Source organism: Nonomuraea longicatena (assembly GCF_039525605.1).
Classification (GTDB): Bacteria; Actinomycetota; Actinomycetes; order Streptosporangiales; family Streptosporangiaceae; genus Nonomuraea; species Nonomuraea longicatena.
Genome location: NZ_BAAAHQ010000027.1, coordinates 39,474 through 55,025, shown reverse-complemented (window position 1 = coordinate 55,025; position 15,552 = coordinate 39,474). Strand labels below are relative to the sequence as shown.

Sequence of the window (15,552 nt, the reverse complement as noted above, 5' to 3'; positions counted from 1 at the left end):
CTGGACACCTACCGGCTATGGGAAGTTAACCTGATGTTCCGATATCGGACTCTTTGCGAGGTGCAGTGGGCATCGAGATCGAGGACAAGTTCGACGTTCCCACCGACTACGCCGTACCCGACCTGACGAAGCTCGGCGACGTGAGCGGTCCCAAGAGCCACCGGCTCGTCGCCCTCTACTACGACACGCCCGACCTGAGGCTCGCGGCGCGCGGCGTGACGCTGCGGCGCAGGCGCGGCGGCGCCGACGCCGGGTGGCACCTGAAGCTGCCCAAGGCCAAGGGCGTCCGTCAGGAGATCACCCACCCGCTCACCCGCAGCACCAAGATCGTCCCCGAGGAACTGGAAGAACTCGTCCGCGCCTACACCAGGGGCGCCGCGCTGCAGGCGGTCGCCGAGCTCGACACCCGCAGAAGCGTCACCGTCGTCAGCGGGAAGGTCGGTGATCTCGTCGAGATCGCCGACGACCACGTCAAGGGAACCGTCTTCGGCACCGAGCCCAAGGTCGAACGCTGGCGCGAGGTCGAGGCCGAACTCCTCGAAGCCGGGGACGAGGCGGTGCTCGCCAAGGTCGGCAAACGGCTCAGGAAGGCGGGCGCGACCCCGTCGCCGTCGGCCAGCAAGCTCGCCCGGCTGCTCGACCAGCCGCCCCGGCCCGGACCGCCGACGCAGGAGGGCACGGCGGGTCACGTCGTCATGGCCTACCTGGCGGGCCAGGTCGCGGCGCTGCTGTCGCAGGACCCCCGGGTACGGCGGGCCGAGGACGACGCGGTGCACCAGATGCGGGTCGCGGCCCGCCGGATGCGCAGCGCGTTCAAGGCGTTCAAGACCATCGTGACCGGGACGCAGGCCGTACAGGAGGAACTGCGCTGGCTCGGGAACGTGCTCGGGGAGGTCCGCGACCTGGAGGTGATCAGGGCCAGGTTCGCCGGGCACCTGCGCGGACTGCCGTCCGAGCTGGTCACGGGCCCGATCAGGACCCGCCTGGACGACGACCTGCTGGCCCGCGAGCAGGAGGCGTACGGGCACATCAGGGAGGCGTTGAGCGGCGAGCGTTACTACGCGCTGCTGAACACCCTCGACGACCTGCTCGTCCGCCCCGAGCTGACCAAGAAGGCGGGACGCACGGAGGGACCGACGCTCGCGGGCGTGGCCGCCGCGAACTGGCACCGGGTGACCGCCTCCTACGACGCCGCCCAGGCCATCGAGGACGAGGAACGCCGCGAGATCGCCATGCACGACGTGCGCAAAGCCGCCAAACGGGCCAGGTACACCGCCGAGGCGCTCGGCATGAAGCCGCTGGCCAAGCACGCGGAGAACGTCCAGGAGGTGCTGGGGCTGTACCAGGACGGCGTCGTCGCGCAGGAGACGCTGGCCGAGGAGGCCGAGAGCGCGCGGCAGGCGGGAGAGGACACCTTCACCTACGGGGTGCTCGTCGGCATCGAGCGGGCGCACGCCGAACAGGCGCACGCCGACTTCCCGAAGGTCTGGGAACGTACCCTGCGGGCCGTTCACGAACTGCTGTAGTAGACCTCGACGCTCACGGTCCGCCCCTCCAGCCGGTGCAGTACGGCGAAAGCCCCCTTGCGCAGCGGCAACTCGGCCCCGGCGAGCGCGGAGATGAGCTGCGGCAGCACCTTGCCGTGGCTGCACACGGCCGCCGCCGTGGTCAGTCTGGAGACCAGGGCGGTGGTCCGGTCCGGGTCCCAGTGCTCCTCGCTGAGCAGCGGGTCGGTGGAGATCTCCGCCGAGTACGCCTCCAGCGTCTCCACGCACCGGCGGCTCGGCGAACTCAGCAGCCGCTCCGGCCGGTAGGCGGGCAGCACCCGGGCGATCGTCTCCGCCTGGGCGCGCCCGTCGGCGTCGAGGGGGCGCAGTCCGTCGTCGCCGTCCCAGTGGTGGCGGGATCCGGCGGAGCCGTGCCGTACCAGGACCAGCGGTACGGTCTCCAGCGGCTCCGCCGCGAGCGCGTCCAGCAGCGCGCCGTCCCACGGGTAGGTGAGCCTGGCTCGTGCCGCGCCGACGGGCAGCCAGGCCAGCTCGCTGACCTCGGCGTCGGGCTCGAACGGGTGCTCGTCCGCCACCTGGGCGGCCCAGTAGTCGACCCGTTTGGGCCCGTCGTGCGCCTCGTAGTGGACGGACGGCAGCGCGCGGCCGAGCCGTACGGTGAGGCCGGTCTCCTCGCGTACCTCGCGCACGGCGGCGGCGATGACGTGCTCGCCGCGCTTGAGCTTGCCCTTGGGGAAGGTCCAGTCGTCGTAGCGGTCGCGGCGGACGAGGGCGACCTCGGGATCGCGTGGGTGGCCCCGCCAGACCACCGCTCCGGCCGCCCGGATGATGTCAGTCGTCAACGGTTCTCCAGCGGCGCGTGCCGATGAGATGACTTTGCAGGTCCTCGCCGTGGTGGCGGACCCAGGTGCCGTCGGGGTTCAGCCACCAGGCGTTGGTGGTGTCGGCCATGGCCAGGTCCATCAGGTCGATCAGGTACGCCCTGTGCTGCTGGCCGGTGACCTTGACCAGGGCCTCGACGCGGCGGTCGAGGTTGCGGCGCATGAGGTCGGCGCTGCCGATCCACACCTCGGGGCGGCGGCCCAGCCCGAACTCGTAGACGCGCGAGTGCTCAAGGAAGCGTCCCAGGATCGAGCGCACCCGGATGGTCTCCGACAGGCCGGGGACGCCCGGACGCAGGATGCAGATGCCGCGCACCCAGATGTCGATGGGGACGCCGGCCCGCGAGGCCCGGTAGAGGGCGTCGATCATGGGCTCGTCCACCAGGGAGTTCGTCTTGATCCGGATCCGGGCGGGGCGGCCCGCCTGCTGGTGGGCGATCTCCCGCTCGATCCTGGCCAGCAGGCCGCCGCGCAGTGAGTGCGGGGCGACCAGCAGGCGGCGGTAGGCGGAGTGGTTGGAGTAGCCGGTCAGGTGGATGAACAGGTCGGTGACGTCCTCGCCGACGAGCGGGTCCGAGGTCAGCAGGCCGAAGTCCTCGTACTGCCTGGCGGTCTTGGGGTTGTAGTTGCCGGTGCCGATGTGGCAGTAGCGGCGTAGCTCGCCGGAGGGCTCCTGCCGTACGACGAGGGCGAGTTTGCAGTGGGTCTTCAGGCCGACGACGCCGTAGACGACGTGGCAGCCGGCCCGCTCCAGCTTGCGGGCCCAGGAGATGTTGGCGTGCTCGTCGAAGCGGGCCTTGATCTCCACCACGACCACGACCTGCTTGCCCGCCTCGGCGGCGTCGATGAGGGCGTCCACGATGGGCGACTCGCCGCTGGTGCGGTAGAGGGTCTGCTTGATCGCCAGGACGCGCGGGTCGGCGGCGGCCTCCTCGATGAAGCGCTGGACGCTGGTGGCGAACGAGTCGTACGGGTGGTGCAGGAGCACGTCGCGCTCGCGCAGTACGGAGAACACGTCGTCCTCGGCGTGGACGGCCTCGGCGGGCACGAACGGCCGGTAGCTGAGCTCGCCCCGGTCGAGGTCGGCGATGGCGTGCAGGCCGGTCAGGTCGAGCGGTCCGGCGATGCGGTTGATCTCGTGCGGCGCGACGGCGAGTTCGTCGACCAGCAGGTCCAGCACCTCGGGGGTGATGGTGTCCTCGACCTCAAGCCGGACCGGCGGGCCGAACCGGCGTTTGAGCAGTTCCTTCTCCAGGGCCTGCATGAGGTTCTCGGTGACGTCCTCGTCCACGTCGAGGTCCTCGTTGCGGGTGACGCGGAAGACGTGGTGCTGGACGATCTCCATGCCCTTGAACAACTGGCCGAGGTGGGCGGCGATCACATCTTCGAGGGGGACGAACCGGTCCTTCGACGCGGTGACGAAACGCGGTAGCTGCGGCGGGACCTTGACGCGGGCGAAGACGGTGTGGCCGGTGGCCGGGTTGCGCACGACGACGGCCAGGTTGAGGCTGAGGCCGGAGATGTAGGGGAAGGGGTGCGCGGGGTCGACGGCCAGCGGAGTGAGCACGGGGCGGATCCGCTCGCGGAACAGTTTGCGCAGTTCGGTGCGCTCCTCGCGGCCGAGGTCGTCCCAGCGGACGATCTCGATGCCCTCACCGGCGAGCTGGGGCAGGATCATCTTGTGGAAGACGGCCGCGTGCCTGGTGGCGAGATCCCCGGCGATGGTGGCGATTCTGGCGAGTTCTTCGCGGGGTTTGAGGCCGCTTTTCGTCCGCAGCAGCAGTCCTGTCGCCATCCGGCGTTTGAGACCCGCCACCCGGACGCGGAAGAACTCGTCGAGGTTGCTGGCGAAGATCGCCAGGAAGCGCACCCGCTCCAGCAGGGGGAGCGAGGCGTCCTCGGCCAGCTCCAGGACGCGTTCGTTGAACTGAAGCCAGCTTTCCTCACGGTTGAGAAACCGCTCCTGGGGCAGGGGCAGGTCGTTTCCACCTTGAAGCAGTTCGGCGGCCATATTACGTAATATGCCCCGAAACACTGAACGTAGCGTTAACGCCGTCTCAACGACTCACTCAGGCTGGTCGACCTGCTCCAGCTTCGCGGCCCGCTCGGCCAGCCGGGCCTCGCGCTGACGTAGTTTGTCCTCACGCTCGCGGGCCTTCTCGGCCTCCTTGAGCAGCCGTTCGCGCTCCTTCAGCTCCCGCAGCCGGGCCTTCTCGGCCTCCTTCAGCTCACGGGACCTGGTCTTCTCCGCCTCTTTCAGCTCGCGTTCACGGATCTTCTCCAGCTCGCGCAGCTCCTTCTCCGAAGGGCGCGGTGCCGAGGGGGCGGCGCCGCTCGCGGCGGTGATCCGAGGGTTCGGGTTGAGGCCGGTCAGGCCGTTCCACGCCAGGTTGACCAGGTGGGCCGCGACCTCCTCGCGGCCCGGCCTGCGGACGTCGAGCCACCACTGGCCGGTCAGCGCCACCATGCCGACGAGCATCTGCGCGTACATGGGGGCCAGCTTCCGGTCGTAGCCGCGGGAGGAGAACTCGTCGGCGAGGACGTCCTCGACCTGGCTGGCGATCTCGCTGATCAGGCTCGCGAAGGTGCCCGTGCCGGAGGCGGCGTGGGAGTCGCGGACCAGGATCCGGAAGCCCTCGCTGCTCTCCTCGATGTACTGCAGCAGCGCCAGCGCCGCCCGCTCCAGCTTGATGAGGGAGTGGGAGGCCGCCAGCGCCTCGGTGATCAGACCGAGCAGTTTCTGCATCTCACGGTCGACCACGACCGCGTACACGCCCTCTTTGCCGCCGAAGTGCTCGTACACGACCGGCTTGGACACCTGGGCGGTGGCGGCGATCTCCTCGATGGAGGTTCCGTCGAACCCCTTCTCGGCGAACAGAGTCCTGCTGATGCGGATCAGCTGCTCTCTTCGCTCTCTTCCGGACATCCGCCTGCGAGATCGCGGTTCTGTGGTCACACCGTCAATAATCGCGGAACCTGCGTCAGGCAATGCGCTTCGCCGCCAAGCGTTCCGGCGTGGGCCAGCGCACGTCGTGGACCCAGCCGAGCTTCTCGAAGACGCGGATGAGCCCCGCGCTCAGGTCGATCTGGCCCTTGAGGGCGCCGTGCCTGGCGCAGGTCGGGTCGGAGTGGTGCAGGTTGTGCCACGACTCGCCGAAGGACGGGATCGCCAGCCACCAGACGTTGCGCGACTTGTCACGTACCTGGAACTCCTCCTCGCCGAAGACGTGGCAGATGGAGTTGATCGACCAGGTCACGTGGTGCAGCAGGCCGATACGGACCAGCGTGCCCCAGAACAGGGCGGTGAGCGCGCCCTGCCAGGACCAGGTGATCAGGCCGCCGAGGATCCCGGGAAGGACGAGGGAGGTGACGGCGAGGGCGCCGAACCAGCGGTGCAGGCGCTGCACGTCGGGGTCCTTGACCAGGTCGGGGGCGTACTTGTCGCGGTTGACGCGGTCGGCGTCGAACATCCAGCCCAGATGTGCGTACAGCAGGCCCTTGGTCATCGAGCGGAAACCGGGGCCGAAGCGCCAGGGGGAGTGCGGGTCGCCTTCCTTGTCGGAGAACTTGTGGTGCTTGCGGTGGGTGGCGACCCAGTCGAGGACGGACATCTCCAGCGCGAGGCTGCCCGCGACGCCGAGGGCGATCTTCAGCGGGCGCTTGGCCTTGAAGGAGCCGTGGGTGAAGTAACGGTGCAGGCCGACGGTGACGCCGAGGCCGGAGACGATGTAGAAGACGAACGCGATGACCGCGTCGACCCAGCTGAACAGGCCCCAGCCCCAGGCGAGCGGGACGGCGGTCGCGAAGGCCGCCAGCGGCAGGCCCACGACCAGGCCGAAGGTGATCAGCTCGGCCTTGGTCCTCGGCTCGGATTCGGCCTCGGGCTTGGGGCCGGGGGCTGAGCGCTCGGCAGTAACGGTCATGGGCTACCTCTCACGACATGATTGCGTTGTATGTCCGGGCTACGCAAACGTAACCTACGCCATCGTAAGTAAGGAACCCCTAAGAGTTGTGTTTACCTTCACGTCGGCGTCGCGGCGGGATGGTGGAGCGGGGCGGAGCGTGCCCCTGGAGGCCCGGTGCGCATGGCGGTGGGTGGTGGTGGAGTGGCTGGCCGTAACAGCGGAAATGCCGTTGAACCGAGTGGCGGGAAGGCCGGTATCGTTGGGGGGTGGATCGGCGCCCGCGCCGATCCGATCCCGGATCGTCTAATCGGCAGGACAAGTGGTTTTGGTCCACTTTGTAGGGGTTCGAGTCCTCTTCCGGGAGCCGCCAGGAAGACACCTGAGCACGGGCAGGTATTCTCACCGTGTCGGGAGGGTAGCGGTGCAGTAGCCGCATAACAACCCAGATCCGTCCAGTCACAGGGAGCCTCAGTCCGTGAGTGTGCCGCGCCCGGCAGCTGTCATCGTCCTCGCCGCCGGCGAGGGCACCCGGATGAAGAGCCAGACCCCGAAGGTCCTGCACGAAGTGTGTGGCCGGGCCCTGCTCGACCACATGCTCGCCGCAGCCAGAGCCCTGGAGCCCGACCGGCTCCTCGTCGTCATCGGCCACGCGCGCGAGCGCGTCGGCGACCACCTGTCGGCCACCAGCCCCGACGCGCTGGCGGTCGTCCAGAACGAGCAGCGCGGCACCGGCCACGCCGTCCGCACCGCGCTTGAGGAGACCGGCTCGATCGAGGGCACGGTCCTCGTGACGTACGGCGACGTGCCCCTTCTCCGCACCGAGACCCTGGCCGCGCTCCTCGCCAGGCACGCCGAGGACGGCAACGCCGTCACCGTGCTCACGGCGGAGGTCCCCGACCCGACCGGATACGGGCGCATCGTCCGCGACGAGGGCGGCGCCGTGCTTGAGATCGTCGAGCAGAAGGACGCCACGCCCGAACAGCAGGCCATCAAGGAGATGAACTCCGGCATCTACGCCTTCGACGGGCTGCTGCTCGCCGACGCGGTCAAGCGGGTGTCCACCGACAACGCGCAGGGCGAGGAGTACCTCACCGACGTGCTGTCGATCCTGCGCGCCGACGGCCACCGCGTCGGCGCCCACGTGGCCGCCGACCATGTCGAGGTCGAGGGCGTCAACGACCGGGTGCAGCTCGCCTTCGCGCGCAAGGTGCTCAACCAGCGGGTGCTGGAGCGGCACATGCGCGCCGGCGTCACCGTCGTCGACCCGGCCAGCACCTGGGTGGACGTACAGGTCGAACTCGCCCCCGACGTCGTCATCCACCCCGGCACCCAGCTCCACGGCTCCACCTCCGTCGGCGAGGGCGCCGAGATCGGCCCCGCCACCACGCTGACCGACACCGGCGTCGGCGCGGGGGCCGTCGTGCGCAACGCCGTCTGCGACAACGCCCGGATCGGCCCGGAGGCCTGCGTCGGACCGTACGCCTACCTGCGGCCGGGCACGGTCCTCGGGCACAGGTCCAAGGCGGGTACGTTCGTCGAGATGAAGAACACGCAGGTGGGAGATCGTTCCAAGGTGCCCCACCTGTCCTACGCGGGCGACGCCACCATCGGTGAGGACGTCAACGTGGGCGCCGCCGTCGTCTTCGTCAACTACGACGGCGTCGAGAAGAACCGCTCCACGATCGGCGACGGTGCCTTCCTCGGCTGCGACAGCATGATCATCGCTCCGGTCGCCGTGGGCGACGGCGCCTACACGGCCGCCGGATCGGTGATCGACAAAGACGTCCCCCCCGGCGCGATCGGGGTGGCGAGAGCACGGCAGCGCAACATCGAGGAGTGGGTCTTGCGCAGGCGCGCGGGCACGAAGTCGGCGGCGGCCGCGCAGCGGGCGCTCGACAAGCGGAAACAGCAGGAGAGTGGGGCATGACCAGCATCAAGCAGCCAGGCGAGAAGGAGCTGATGCTTTTCTCGGGGCGGGCACACCCCGGCCTGGCGGAGGAGGTCGCCTCCAACATCGGCGTATCCCTCACGCCGACCAAACTGCATGATTTCGCCAACGGTGAGATCTATGCGCGCTATCTGGAGTCCGTACGCGGGTGCGACGCCTTCGTCATCCAGAGCCACACCGCTCCGATCAACCAGTGGATCATGGAGCAGCTCATCATGGTCGACGCGCTCAAGCGGGCCTCCGCCAAGCGCATCACCGTGGTCATGCCCTTCTTCGGCTACGCCAGGCAGGACAAGAAGGGCAGAGGGCGCGAGCCGATCACCGCCCGGCTGATGGCCGACATGTTCAAGACGGCGGGCGCCGACCGGCTCATGTCGATCGACCTGCACACGTCCCAGATCCAGGGCTTCTTCGACGGGCCCGTCGACCACCTGTTCGCGATGCCGGTCCTGGAGCGGTACCTCAAGGACAAGCTCGACCTGGCCAACACCACGATCGTCTCGCCCGACACCGGCCGGGTGCGGCTGAACGAGCGCTGGGCCGACACGCTGGGCACGCCGCTCGCCTTCATCCACAAGCGCCGCGACCTGGACGTGGCCAACCAGGTGAAGGTCAGCGAGGTGGTCGGCAAGGTCCGGGGACGCACGTGCGTGATCGTGGACGACATGATCGACACGGCGGGGACCATCTGCAAGGCGGCCGACGCGCTGTACGAGCAGGGGGCGACGGACGTCATCGTGGCGGCCACGCACGCGGTCTTCTCCGACCCGGCGGTGGACCGGCTGAAGAACTCGCGCATCTCCGAGGTCATCGTCACCAACACGCTGCCGCTGAGGGAGGATCAGCGGTTCGACAAGCTGACGGTGCTGTCGATCGCCCCGCTGATCGCCCGCGCCATCACGGAGGTCTTCAGCGACGGCTCCGTGACCAGCCTGTTCGAGGGTGACTCGTAACAGATTTCTCCATCACGGCTGAAGCCGTGGGGCCCGCCCCCCGCCGACGCCCGCTCACGGCCTCCAGGGCACGCTCCTCGCCGTAGGACGTGCCCGCCGTGACGACTCCGCCCTTGCCCCCGGCCCGGCCCGCCTCGGCCGCCGCAAGGCGGCGCCGTACCCCGCCGCACAACGTCCCGCCGCGCGGCGCCGGGGAACCCTCGCGGGTCCGGTCACCCGGGGGAGCCGGTAGCCTTGGAGAGTTGCGCTCGTAACGCCTTCCGCTAGGGCGGGTGAGGGGGAGCGCCGAACCCAAGCCGAGCATCCCTAGGAGATGTCGTGTCCGAAGTACGTATCGCCGCCGAGCCCCGCACCACCTTCGGCAAGGGCGCCGCCCGCAAGATCCGCCGTGACGACAAGGTGCCCGCCGTTCTCTACGGCCACGGCATCGACCCCAAGCACCTCACGCTCCCCGGCCACGAGGTCCTTCTCGCCCTGCGCACGCCCAACGTCCTGATCCACCTCAAGGGCGAGGGCGTCGACGAGCTGGCCCTGCCCAAGGGCGTGCAGCGCGACCCGATCAGGGGCTACGTCGAGCACGTCGACCTGCTGCTGGTCAAGCGCGGCGAGAAGGTCACCGTCGAGATCCCCGTCACCACCACCGGTGACGTCAACTCCGAGGGCATCCTCGACCAGCAGCTGGTCGCGATCGCCGTCGAGGCCGAGGCCACGCACATCCCGACCGGCGTCGAGGTCGACGTCGAGGGCCTGGAGGTCGGCGTCGTCATCACCGCCGCCGACCTGAAGCTGCCGAAGGGCGCGACCCTCACCGCCGACCCGGAGGTCGTGGTCATCCAGGTCATCGCCAAGCCGACCGAGGCCGCCGTCGAGACCGCCGAGGAAGGTGCCGAGGCCGCCGCCGAGGGCGAGGCCGCCGAGTCGGCTGAGGCCGCCGAGTAACACCGCTCTGTTCGGCGAAAGGGGACAGCCCACCGGCTGCCCCCTTTTTCCGTCTTCAGCGGCAGACTGGTGCCGAACGCGTTCGGAGAAGGAGTGGCATGGACCGCTGGCTGATCGTCGGACTGGGCAACCCCGGCGACGAATACGCAGGCAACAGGCACAACGCGGGCTTCATGGTGCTGGACGAGCTGGCGGCGCGGGCAGGCGGCCGGTTCAAGGCGCACAAGAGCCGCGCCGCCGTACTGGAGACCCGGGAGGCGGTTCTCGCCAAGCCGCTGTCGTTCATGAACCTGTCGGGCGGCCCCGCCAAGCTGCTGGCCGACTTCTACAAGATCCCGGCCGAGCGCCTGATCGTGGTGCACGACGAGCTCGACGTCCCGTACGGCGCGCTGCGCGCCAAGTACGGCGGCGGCGACAACGGCCACAACGGGCTGAAGTCGATCACCAAGGTCTTCGGCACCCGCGACTACCTGCGGGTCCGGTTCGGCATCGGCCGCCCGCCCGGCCGGATGGACCCGGCGGCTTACGTGCTGCGCGACTTCGCCACGGCCGAGCGCAAGGACCTGTCGTTCCTGGTCGACCGGGCGGCCGACGTGGTCGAGTCGCTCATGCAGCACGGCCTGGAAGTAACCCAGAACCAGTTCCACCGGGCAGACCTCAACATTTCCGGCCCTCCACGCTGATCCCCACATAAGTTCGTTCCCGATTCACGGGTGATCGCGCACGGCTACGCTCTGGTGACCATCTGTTGGCAGTCGGGTCGCTGGGAGGCGTGCGTGGGTGACGGCGATGTTGCCATGACCGTCGTCAGATCCGGCTCCGACCTCGGCTGGGGTTCCCAGCCCGGAGGTCCCCCGTGGGTCCGCGTCTACCGGCTGCGCGCCGTCGCCGCCGACCTGGCCGGCGCCGGAACGGGCGCGCTGGTCGCCTTCTTCACCCGGTTCGGCGAGATCACGCCGTACGCCGTGCCGTACTTCCTGCTCAGCGTCGGGCTGCCGCTGCTGTGGGTGTGCGCGGTCGCGCTCAACCGCGCCTACGAGTCGCGCATGCTCGGCGCCGGGCCCGAGGAGTTCCGCCGCGTCGTGCAGTGCGGCCTGGTCCTCACCGCCGCCACCGCCATCGGCTCCTACGTCACCAAGACCGACGTCGCCAGAGGCTACGTGGTGCTCGCGCTGCCGCTCACCACGCTGCTCACCCTCGTCTTCCGCTACGGCCTGCGCAAGGGGCTGCACCGGCGCCGCGCGGCGGGCCGGTGCCTGCGCCGCGTCGTCGCCGTCGGCCACCCCGCCTCGATCGCCGAACTCGTCGCGCGCTTCCGCCGCGAGCGCTACCACGGCATGGAGGTCGTGGCCGCCTGCCTGCCCGAAGACCGTCCCGGCAGGAGCATCGAGGGGGTGCCGGTCGCCGGGGGGTTCAGCGACGTCCCGCTCGTGGTCGAGCAGGTGGGCGCCGACTCCGTCGCCGTACTGGCCTGCCCCGAGATGGACGGCCTGGCGCTGCGCCGCCTCGCCTGGCGCCTGGAGCGCTCCCACACCGAACTGATCGTGGCCCCCGCGCTGATGGAGGTCGCCGGGCCCCGCACCACCATCCGCCCGGCGGCCGGGCTGCCGCTGCTGCACGTCGAACATCCCGAACTGGCCGGGGCCAGGCAACTGGTCAAGAACGTCTTCGACCGGGTGGTCGCGGCGACGCTGCTCGTGGTGCTGGCGCCGATCATGGTGGGCGTGGCGGCAGCCGTACGGGCGAGCAGCCCTGGGCCCGCGCTGTTCCGTCAGACGCGCGTCGGGCGCGACGGCGCGCTGTTCACCATCGTGAAGTTCCGCACCATGCGCGCCGACGCCGAACACCTGAAGGTCGATCTGGAGAGCGACGGCGACGGGCTGCTGTTCAAGCTGCGTGACGACCCGCGCGTGACCCCGTTCGGCGCGCTGCTGCGCCGCCACTCGCTCGACGAACTGCCCCAGCTGATCAACGTGCTGCGCGGCCACATGTCACTCGTCGGCCCCCGGCCGCCGCTGCCGGACGAGGTCGCGAGGTACGGTGACGACGTGCGACGCAGACTCCTCGTCCGTCCGGGACTCACCGGGTTGTGGCAGGTGAGCGGTAGGTCCGATCTGTCATGGGAGGAATCGGTCCGCCTCGACCTGCGTTACGTGGAGAACTGGTCGCTCATGCTGGACCTTCAGATTCTGTGGAAGACTTGGTCGGCCGTCGCCCGCGGGCAAGGAGCTTATTGATGACGATTCGCGACGACCACGCCTTGGCCGCCGACCTCGCCGAAGAGGCGGGCCGACGGCTGCTGGAGATTCGCGAGCGCGAGGGTTTCGGCGACGCGGCGGTGCTGCGCGCGGCCGGCGACCGGGGGGCCCACCTCTACCTCATGGAAGCGCTCGGACGGCTGCGCCCGAGCGACAGCGTCCTGTCGGAGGAGTCCTCGCGCGAGGACCGGCTCGACCCGCGCCGCCTGAGCGCCGACCGGGTGTGGATCGTCGACCCGCTCGACGGCACCCGCGAGTTCTCCGAGGAGGGCCGCTCCGACTGGGCCGTCCACGTGGCGTTGTGGGAGCGCGGCACCCTCGCCGCCGGCGCGGTGGCGCTGCCCGCGCAGGGCCGCACCCTCACCACCGCAGACCCGCCCAAGCCGCCCCCATACGCCAAGGGCCGCTTCCGCATCGCCGTCAGCCGCACCCGGCCGCCCGAGTTCGTGCAGAAGCTCGCCTACCTCGTCGGCGCCGACCTGGTGCCCATCGGCTCCGCAGGAGCGAAGATCTCCGCGGTGCTCACCGGTGACGTCGAGGCGTACGTCCACGCGGGCGGGCAGTACGAGTGGGATTCGGCCGCTCCGGTGGCCGTCGCGCAGGCGGCGGGGGTCCACACGAGCCGCATCGACGGCACTGTGCTGACCTACAACCAAGCCGACCCCTCACTACCGGATATCCTTGTTTCCCTACCGGAACTGGCGCCATCCCTGCTCGCCGGGATTCGGGACCTGCAACGCTAAACCGCCGGAGGAGAGACCGTATGCTCCAGCGCGACTACACCACGTCGCAGCTCGATGTCCTCGAGGCCGAGGCTGTTCACATCATGCGTGAAGTCGCGGCCGAATTCGAGCATCCGTGTCTGCTCTTCTCCGGCGGCAAAGACTCCATCGTCATGCTCCGCATCGCCGAGAAGGCGTTCTGGCCCGCGCCGATCCCCTTCCCGCTGATGCACGTCGACACCGGTCACAACTTCGACGAGGTCATCGACTTCCGCGACCGCCGGGCGAGCGAACTGGGCGCGCGGCTGGTCGTCGCCAGCGTCCAGGACTCCATCGACGCCGGACGGGTGACCGAGGAGACCGGCCGCCGCGCCTCCCGCAACCGCCTGCAGACCACGACGCTGCTGGACGCGATCGAGGAGCACGAGTTCGACGCCGTCTTCGGCGGCGCCCGCCGCGACGAGGAGAAGGCCAGGGCCAAGGAGCGGGTCTTCTCCTTCCGCGACGACTTCGGCCAGTGGGACCCCAAGAACCAGCGCCCCGAGCTGTGGAACCTCTACAACTCCCGCATCCGCAAGGGCGAGCACATCCGGGTCTTCCCGCTGTCCAACTGGACCGAGCTCGACATCTGGGACTACATCCGGCGCGAGGGCATCGAGATCCCCTCGATCTACTACTCCCACACCCGCAAGGTCTTCGAGCGCGACGGCATGCTCCTGCCCGACTCGCCCGTCGTCCAGCGCGGCGACGACGAACCCCTGTTCGACGCCGTCGTCCGCTACCGCACCGTCGGCGACATGACCTGCACCGGCGCGGTGCAGTCGGCCGCCGCCACCGTCGAGGAGATCATCGAGGAGATCGCGGTCACCCGCGTCACCGAGCGCGGCGCCACCCGGGCCGACGACCGCGCGTCCGAAGCAGCAATGGAAGACCGCAAGCGCGAGGGTTACTTCTAGACATGGACATTCTTCGTTTCGCCACCGCCGGCTCCGTCGACGACGGCAAGTCCACCCTCATCGGGCGCCTGCTGTTCGACTCCAAGGCGATCTTCGAGGATCAGCTTGAGGCCGTCGAGCGCACCTCCCGCGACCGGGGCACCGAGTACACCGACCTGTCGCTGCTCACCGACGGCCTGCGGGCCGAGCGCGAGCAGGGCATCACCATCGACGTCGCCTACCGCTACTTCGCCACGCCGCGGCGCAAGTTCATCATCGCCGACACGCCAGGACACATTCAGTACACCCGCAACATGGTGACCGGAGCCTCCACCGCCGACCTGGCGATCATCCTCATCGACGCCCGCAAGGGCGTACTTGAGCAGTCGCGGCGCCACGCGTTCCTCACCACGCTGCTGCGGGTGCCGCACCTGGTGCTCGCCGTCAACAAGATGGACCTCGTCGACTACGCCGAGGAGCGTTTCGAGGAGATCCGCGAGGAGTTCACCTCCTTCGCCTCCAAGCTCAACGTCGGCGACCTGACCTTCATCCCGATGTCGGCGCTGCACGGTGACAACGTGGTGTCCAGGTCCGAGAACATGCCGTGGTACCAGGGGTCCTCGCTGCTCCACCACCTGGAGAACGTGCACATCGCCTCCGACCGCAACCTGGTCGACGTGCGCTTCCCGGTGCAGTATGTGATCCGTCCGCACAAGACCGAGTACCACGACTACCGGGGGTATGCGGGGCAGGTCGCGGGCGGGGTGCTCAAGCCCGGCGACGAGGTGATGCACCTGCCGTCGGGGCTCACCACCCGCATCGCGTCCATCGACACCTTCGACGGGCCGGTCGAGGAGGCGTTCCCGCCCATGTCGGTGACGCTCCGGCTGGAGGACGAGATCGACATCTCGCGCGGCGACCTCATCTGCCGGCCCAACAACCAGCCGACCGTCGCCCAGGACCTGGAGGCGATGGTCTGCTGGATGAGCGACGCGGCCAAGCTGCAGCCTCGCTCCAAGCTGGTCATCAAGCACACGACGCGTACGGCGCGGGCGCTGGTGCGCGACCTGCACTACCGGCTCGACGTCAACACGCTGCACCGCGACGAGGAGGCGCCGTCGCTCGGACTCAACGAGATCGGGCGGGTGTCGCTGCGGGTGACGCAGCCGCTGTTCGTGGACGACTACGGACGCAACCGGATGACGGGCGGGTTCATCCTGGTCGACGAGTCCACCAACAGCACGGTCGGCGCCGGGATGGTCATCGACGCCCGCTGAGGCGAGCGTCCTCGCCCAGGCGCAGCTGCGGTCCGGCCTGAGGCGGGCTTCCCAGCTCTGGCGCAGTCGTGGTGCGGGTGAGGCGCGCTTCCTCACCCTCGCGTAGCCGTGGTGCGGGCTGAGGGCGGTGCGGGGGTGGGGGCGCCCGGCGTTGAGGACTGGCCCGAACTCCGCGTGCCGCCCTTGGCGGGACGGGGCGGTGTGCCTGCCATGCCCCCGCCTGCTG

At 69.5% G+C, this 15,552-nt stretch carries 13 protein-coding genes and 1 tRNA gene; 10 read left to right on the top strand and 4 right to left on the bottom strand.

Annotation, left to right across the window (positions count from 1 at the left end; genetic code table 11):
* The first annotated feature begins 65 nt into the window (after positions 1-65).
* Positions 66-1,526 (top strand): CYTH and CHAD domain-containing protein, encoded by a 1,461-nt coding sequence (locus tag ABD120_RS25745; protein WP_343952633.1) that lies wholly within the window; start codon positions 66-68, stop codon positions 1,524-1,526.
* Here the strand turns inward: ABD120_RS25745 and ABD120_RS25740 are convergent.
* Genes ABD120_RS25740 through ABD120_RS25725 form a run of 4 tightly spaced genes read right to left on the bottom strand, consistent with a single transcriptional unit; the run spans position 1,511 to position 6,312 of the window.
* A complete protein-coding gene (locus ABD120_RS25740; protein ID WP_343952632.1) occupies positions 1,511-2,350 on the bottom strand; it encodes an NUDIX hydrolase in 840 nt (279 codons plus the stop codon). The genes ABD120_RS25745 and ABD120_RS25740 overlap by 16 nt on opposite strands.
* Positions 2,340-4,400, bottom strand: a complete 2,061-nt coding sequence (locus tag ABD120_RS25735; protein WP_343952631.1) for an RNA degradosome polyphosphate kinase — start codon at positions 4,398-4,400, stop codon at positions 2,340-2,342. The genes ABD120_RS25740 and ABD120_RS25735 overlap by 11 nt, the downstream gene beginning before the upstream one ends.
* A gap of 54 nt (positions 4,401-4,454) precedes the next feature.
* Entirely contained in the window at positions 4,455-5,345 is an 891-nt protein-coding gene (locus tag ABD120_RS25730) for a TetR/AcrR family transcriptional regulator (RefSeq protein ID WP_343952630.1), read from the bottom strand.
* A 25-nt stretch (positions 5,346-5,370) separates the two neighbouring features.
* A complete protein-coding gene (locus ABD120_RS25725; protein ID WP_343952629.1) occupies positions 5,371-6,312 on the bottom strand; it encodes an acyl-CoA desaturase in 942 nt (313 codons plus the stop codon).
* Positions 6,313-6,586: 274 nt separating this feature from the next.
* Here ABD120_RS25725 and ABD120_RS25720 point away from each other — a divergent pair.
* From ABD120_RS25720 to cysN, 9 genes are all read left to right on the top strand, one after another.
* Positions 6,587-6,658: transfer RNA gene (locus ABD120_RS25720), tRNA-Gln, on the top strand.
* A gap of 111 nt (positions 6,659-6,769) precedes the next feature.
* The gene (gene glmU, locus ABD120_RS25715) at positions 6,770-8,221 is read left to right on the top strand and encodes a bifunctional UDP-N-acetylglucosamine diphosphorylase/glucosamine-1-phosphate N-acetyltransferase GlmU (protein WP_343952628.1); all 1,452 of its coding nucleotides are present in this window, start codon (positions 6,770-6,772) and stop codon (positions 8,219-8,221) included.
* Positions 8,218-9,195, top strand: a complete 978-nt coding sequence (locus tag ABD120_RS25710) for a ribose-phosphate diphosphokinase (protein ID WP_343952627.1) — start codon at positions 8,218-8,220, stop codon at positions 9,193-9,195. The genes glmU and ABD120_RS25710 overlap by 4 nt, the downstream gene beginning before the upstream one ends.
* A 318-nt stretch (positions 9,196-9,513) precedes the next feature.
* Entirely contained in the window at positions 9,514-10,134 is a 621-nt protein-coding gene (locus ABD120_RS25705; RefSeq protein WP_343952626.1) for a 50S ribosomal protein L25/general stress protein Ctc, read from the top strand.
* Between the two features lie 98 nt (positions 10,135-10,232).
* Positions 10,233-10,817 carry an aminoacyl-tRNA hydrolase gene (pth, locus tag ABD120_RS25700; protein ID WP_343952624.1) on the top strand — a complete coding sequence of 195 codons (585 nt, stop codon included), beginning with the start codon at positions 10,233-10,235 and terminating at the stop codon, positions 10,815-10,817.
* Positions 10,818-10,931: 114 nt separating this feature from the next.
* Positions 10,932-12,371 (top strand): sugar transferase, encoded by a 1,440-nt coding sequence (locus ABD120_RS25695; protein WP_343952623.1) that lies wholly within the window; start codon positions 10,932-10,934, stop codon positions 12,369-12,371.
* Entirely contained in the window at positions 12,371-13,135 is a 765-nt protein-coding gene (locus ABD120_RS25690) for a 3'(2'),5'-bisphosphate nucleotidase CysQ (RefSeq protein ID WP_343952622.1), read from the top strand. The genes ABD120_RS25695 and ABD120_RS25690 overlap by 1 nt, the downstream gene beginning before the upstream one ends.
* Before the next feature lie 20 nt (positions 13,136-13,155).
* Positions 13,156-14,070 (top strand): sulfate adenylyltransferase subunit CysD, encoded by a 915-nt coding sequence (cysD, locus tag ABD120_RS25685; protein ID WP_343952621.1) that lies wholly within the window; start codon positions 13,156-13,158, stop codon positions 14,068-14,070.
* Between the two features lie 2 nt (positions 14,071-14,072).
* Positions 14,073-15,326, top strand: a complete 1,254-nt coding sequence (cysN, locus tag ABD120_RS25680; protein WP_343952620.1) for a sulfate adenylyltransferase subunit CysN — start codon at positions 14,073-14,075, stop codon at positions 15,324-15,326.
* Positions 15,327-15,552: the final 226 nt, after the last annotated feature.

Coding starts and splice junctions, on each gene's coding strand:
- ABD120_RS25710 (WP_343952627.1), top strand. CDS start 8,218: ATGACCAGCATCAAGCAGCCAGGCGAGAAGGAGCTGATGCTTTTCTCG.
- cysN (WP_343952620.1), top strand. CDS start 14,073: ATGGACATTCTTCGTTTCGCCACCGCCGGCTCCGTCGACGACGGCAAG.
- ABD120_RS25690 (WP_343952622.1), top strand. CDS start 12,371: ATGACGATTCGCGACGACCACGCCTTGGCCGCCGACCTCGCCGAAGAG.
- pth (WP_343952624.1), top strand. CDS start 10,233: ATGGACCGCTGGCTGATCGTCGGACTGGGCAACCCCGGCGACGAATAC.
- ABD120_RS25735 (WP_343952631.1), bottom strand. CDS start 4,400: ATGGCCGCCGAACTGCTTCAAGGTGGAAACGACCTGCCCCTGCCCCAG.
- ABD120_RS25695 (WP_343952623.1), top strand. CDS start 10,932: ATGACCGTCGTCAGATCCGGCTCCGACCTCGGCTGGGGTTCCCAGCCC.
- ABD120_RS25725 (WP_343952629.1), bottom strand. CDS start 6,312: ATGACCGTTACTGCCGAGCGCTCAGCCCCCGGCCCCAAGCCCGAGGCC.
- cysD (WP_343952621.1), top strand. CDS start 13,156: ATGCTCCAGCGCGACTACACCACGTCGCAGCTCGATGTCCTCGAGGCC.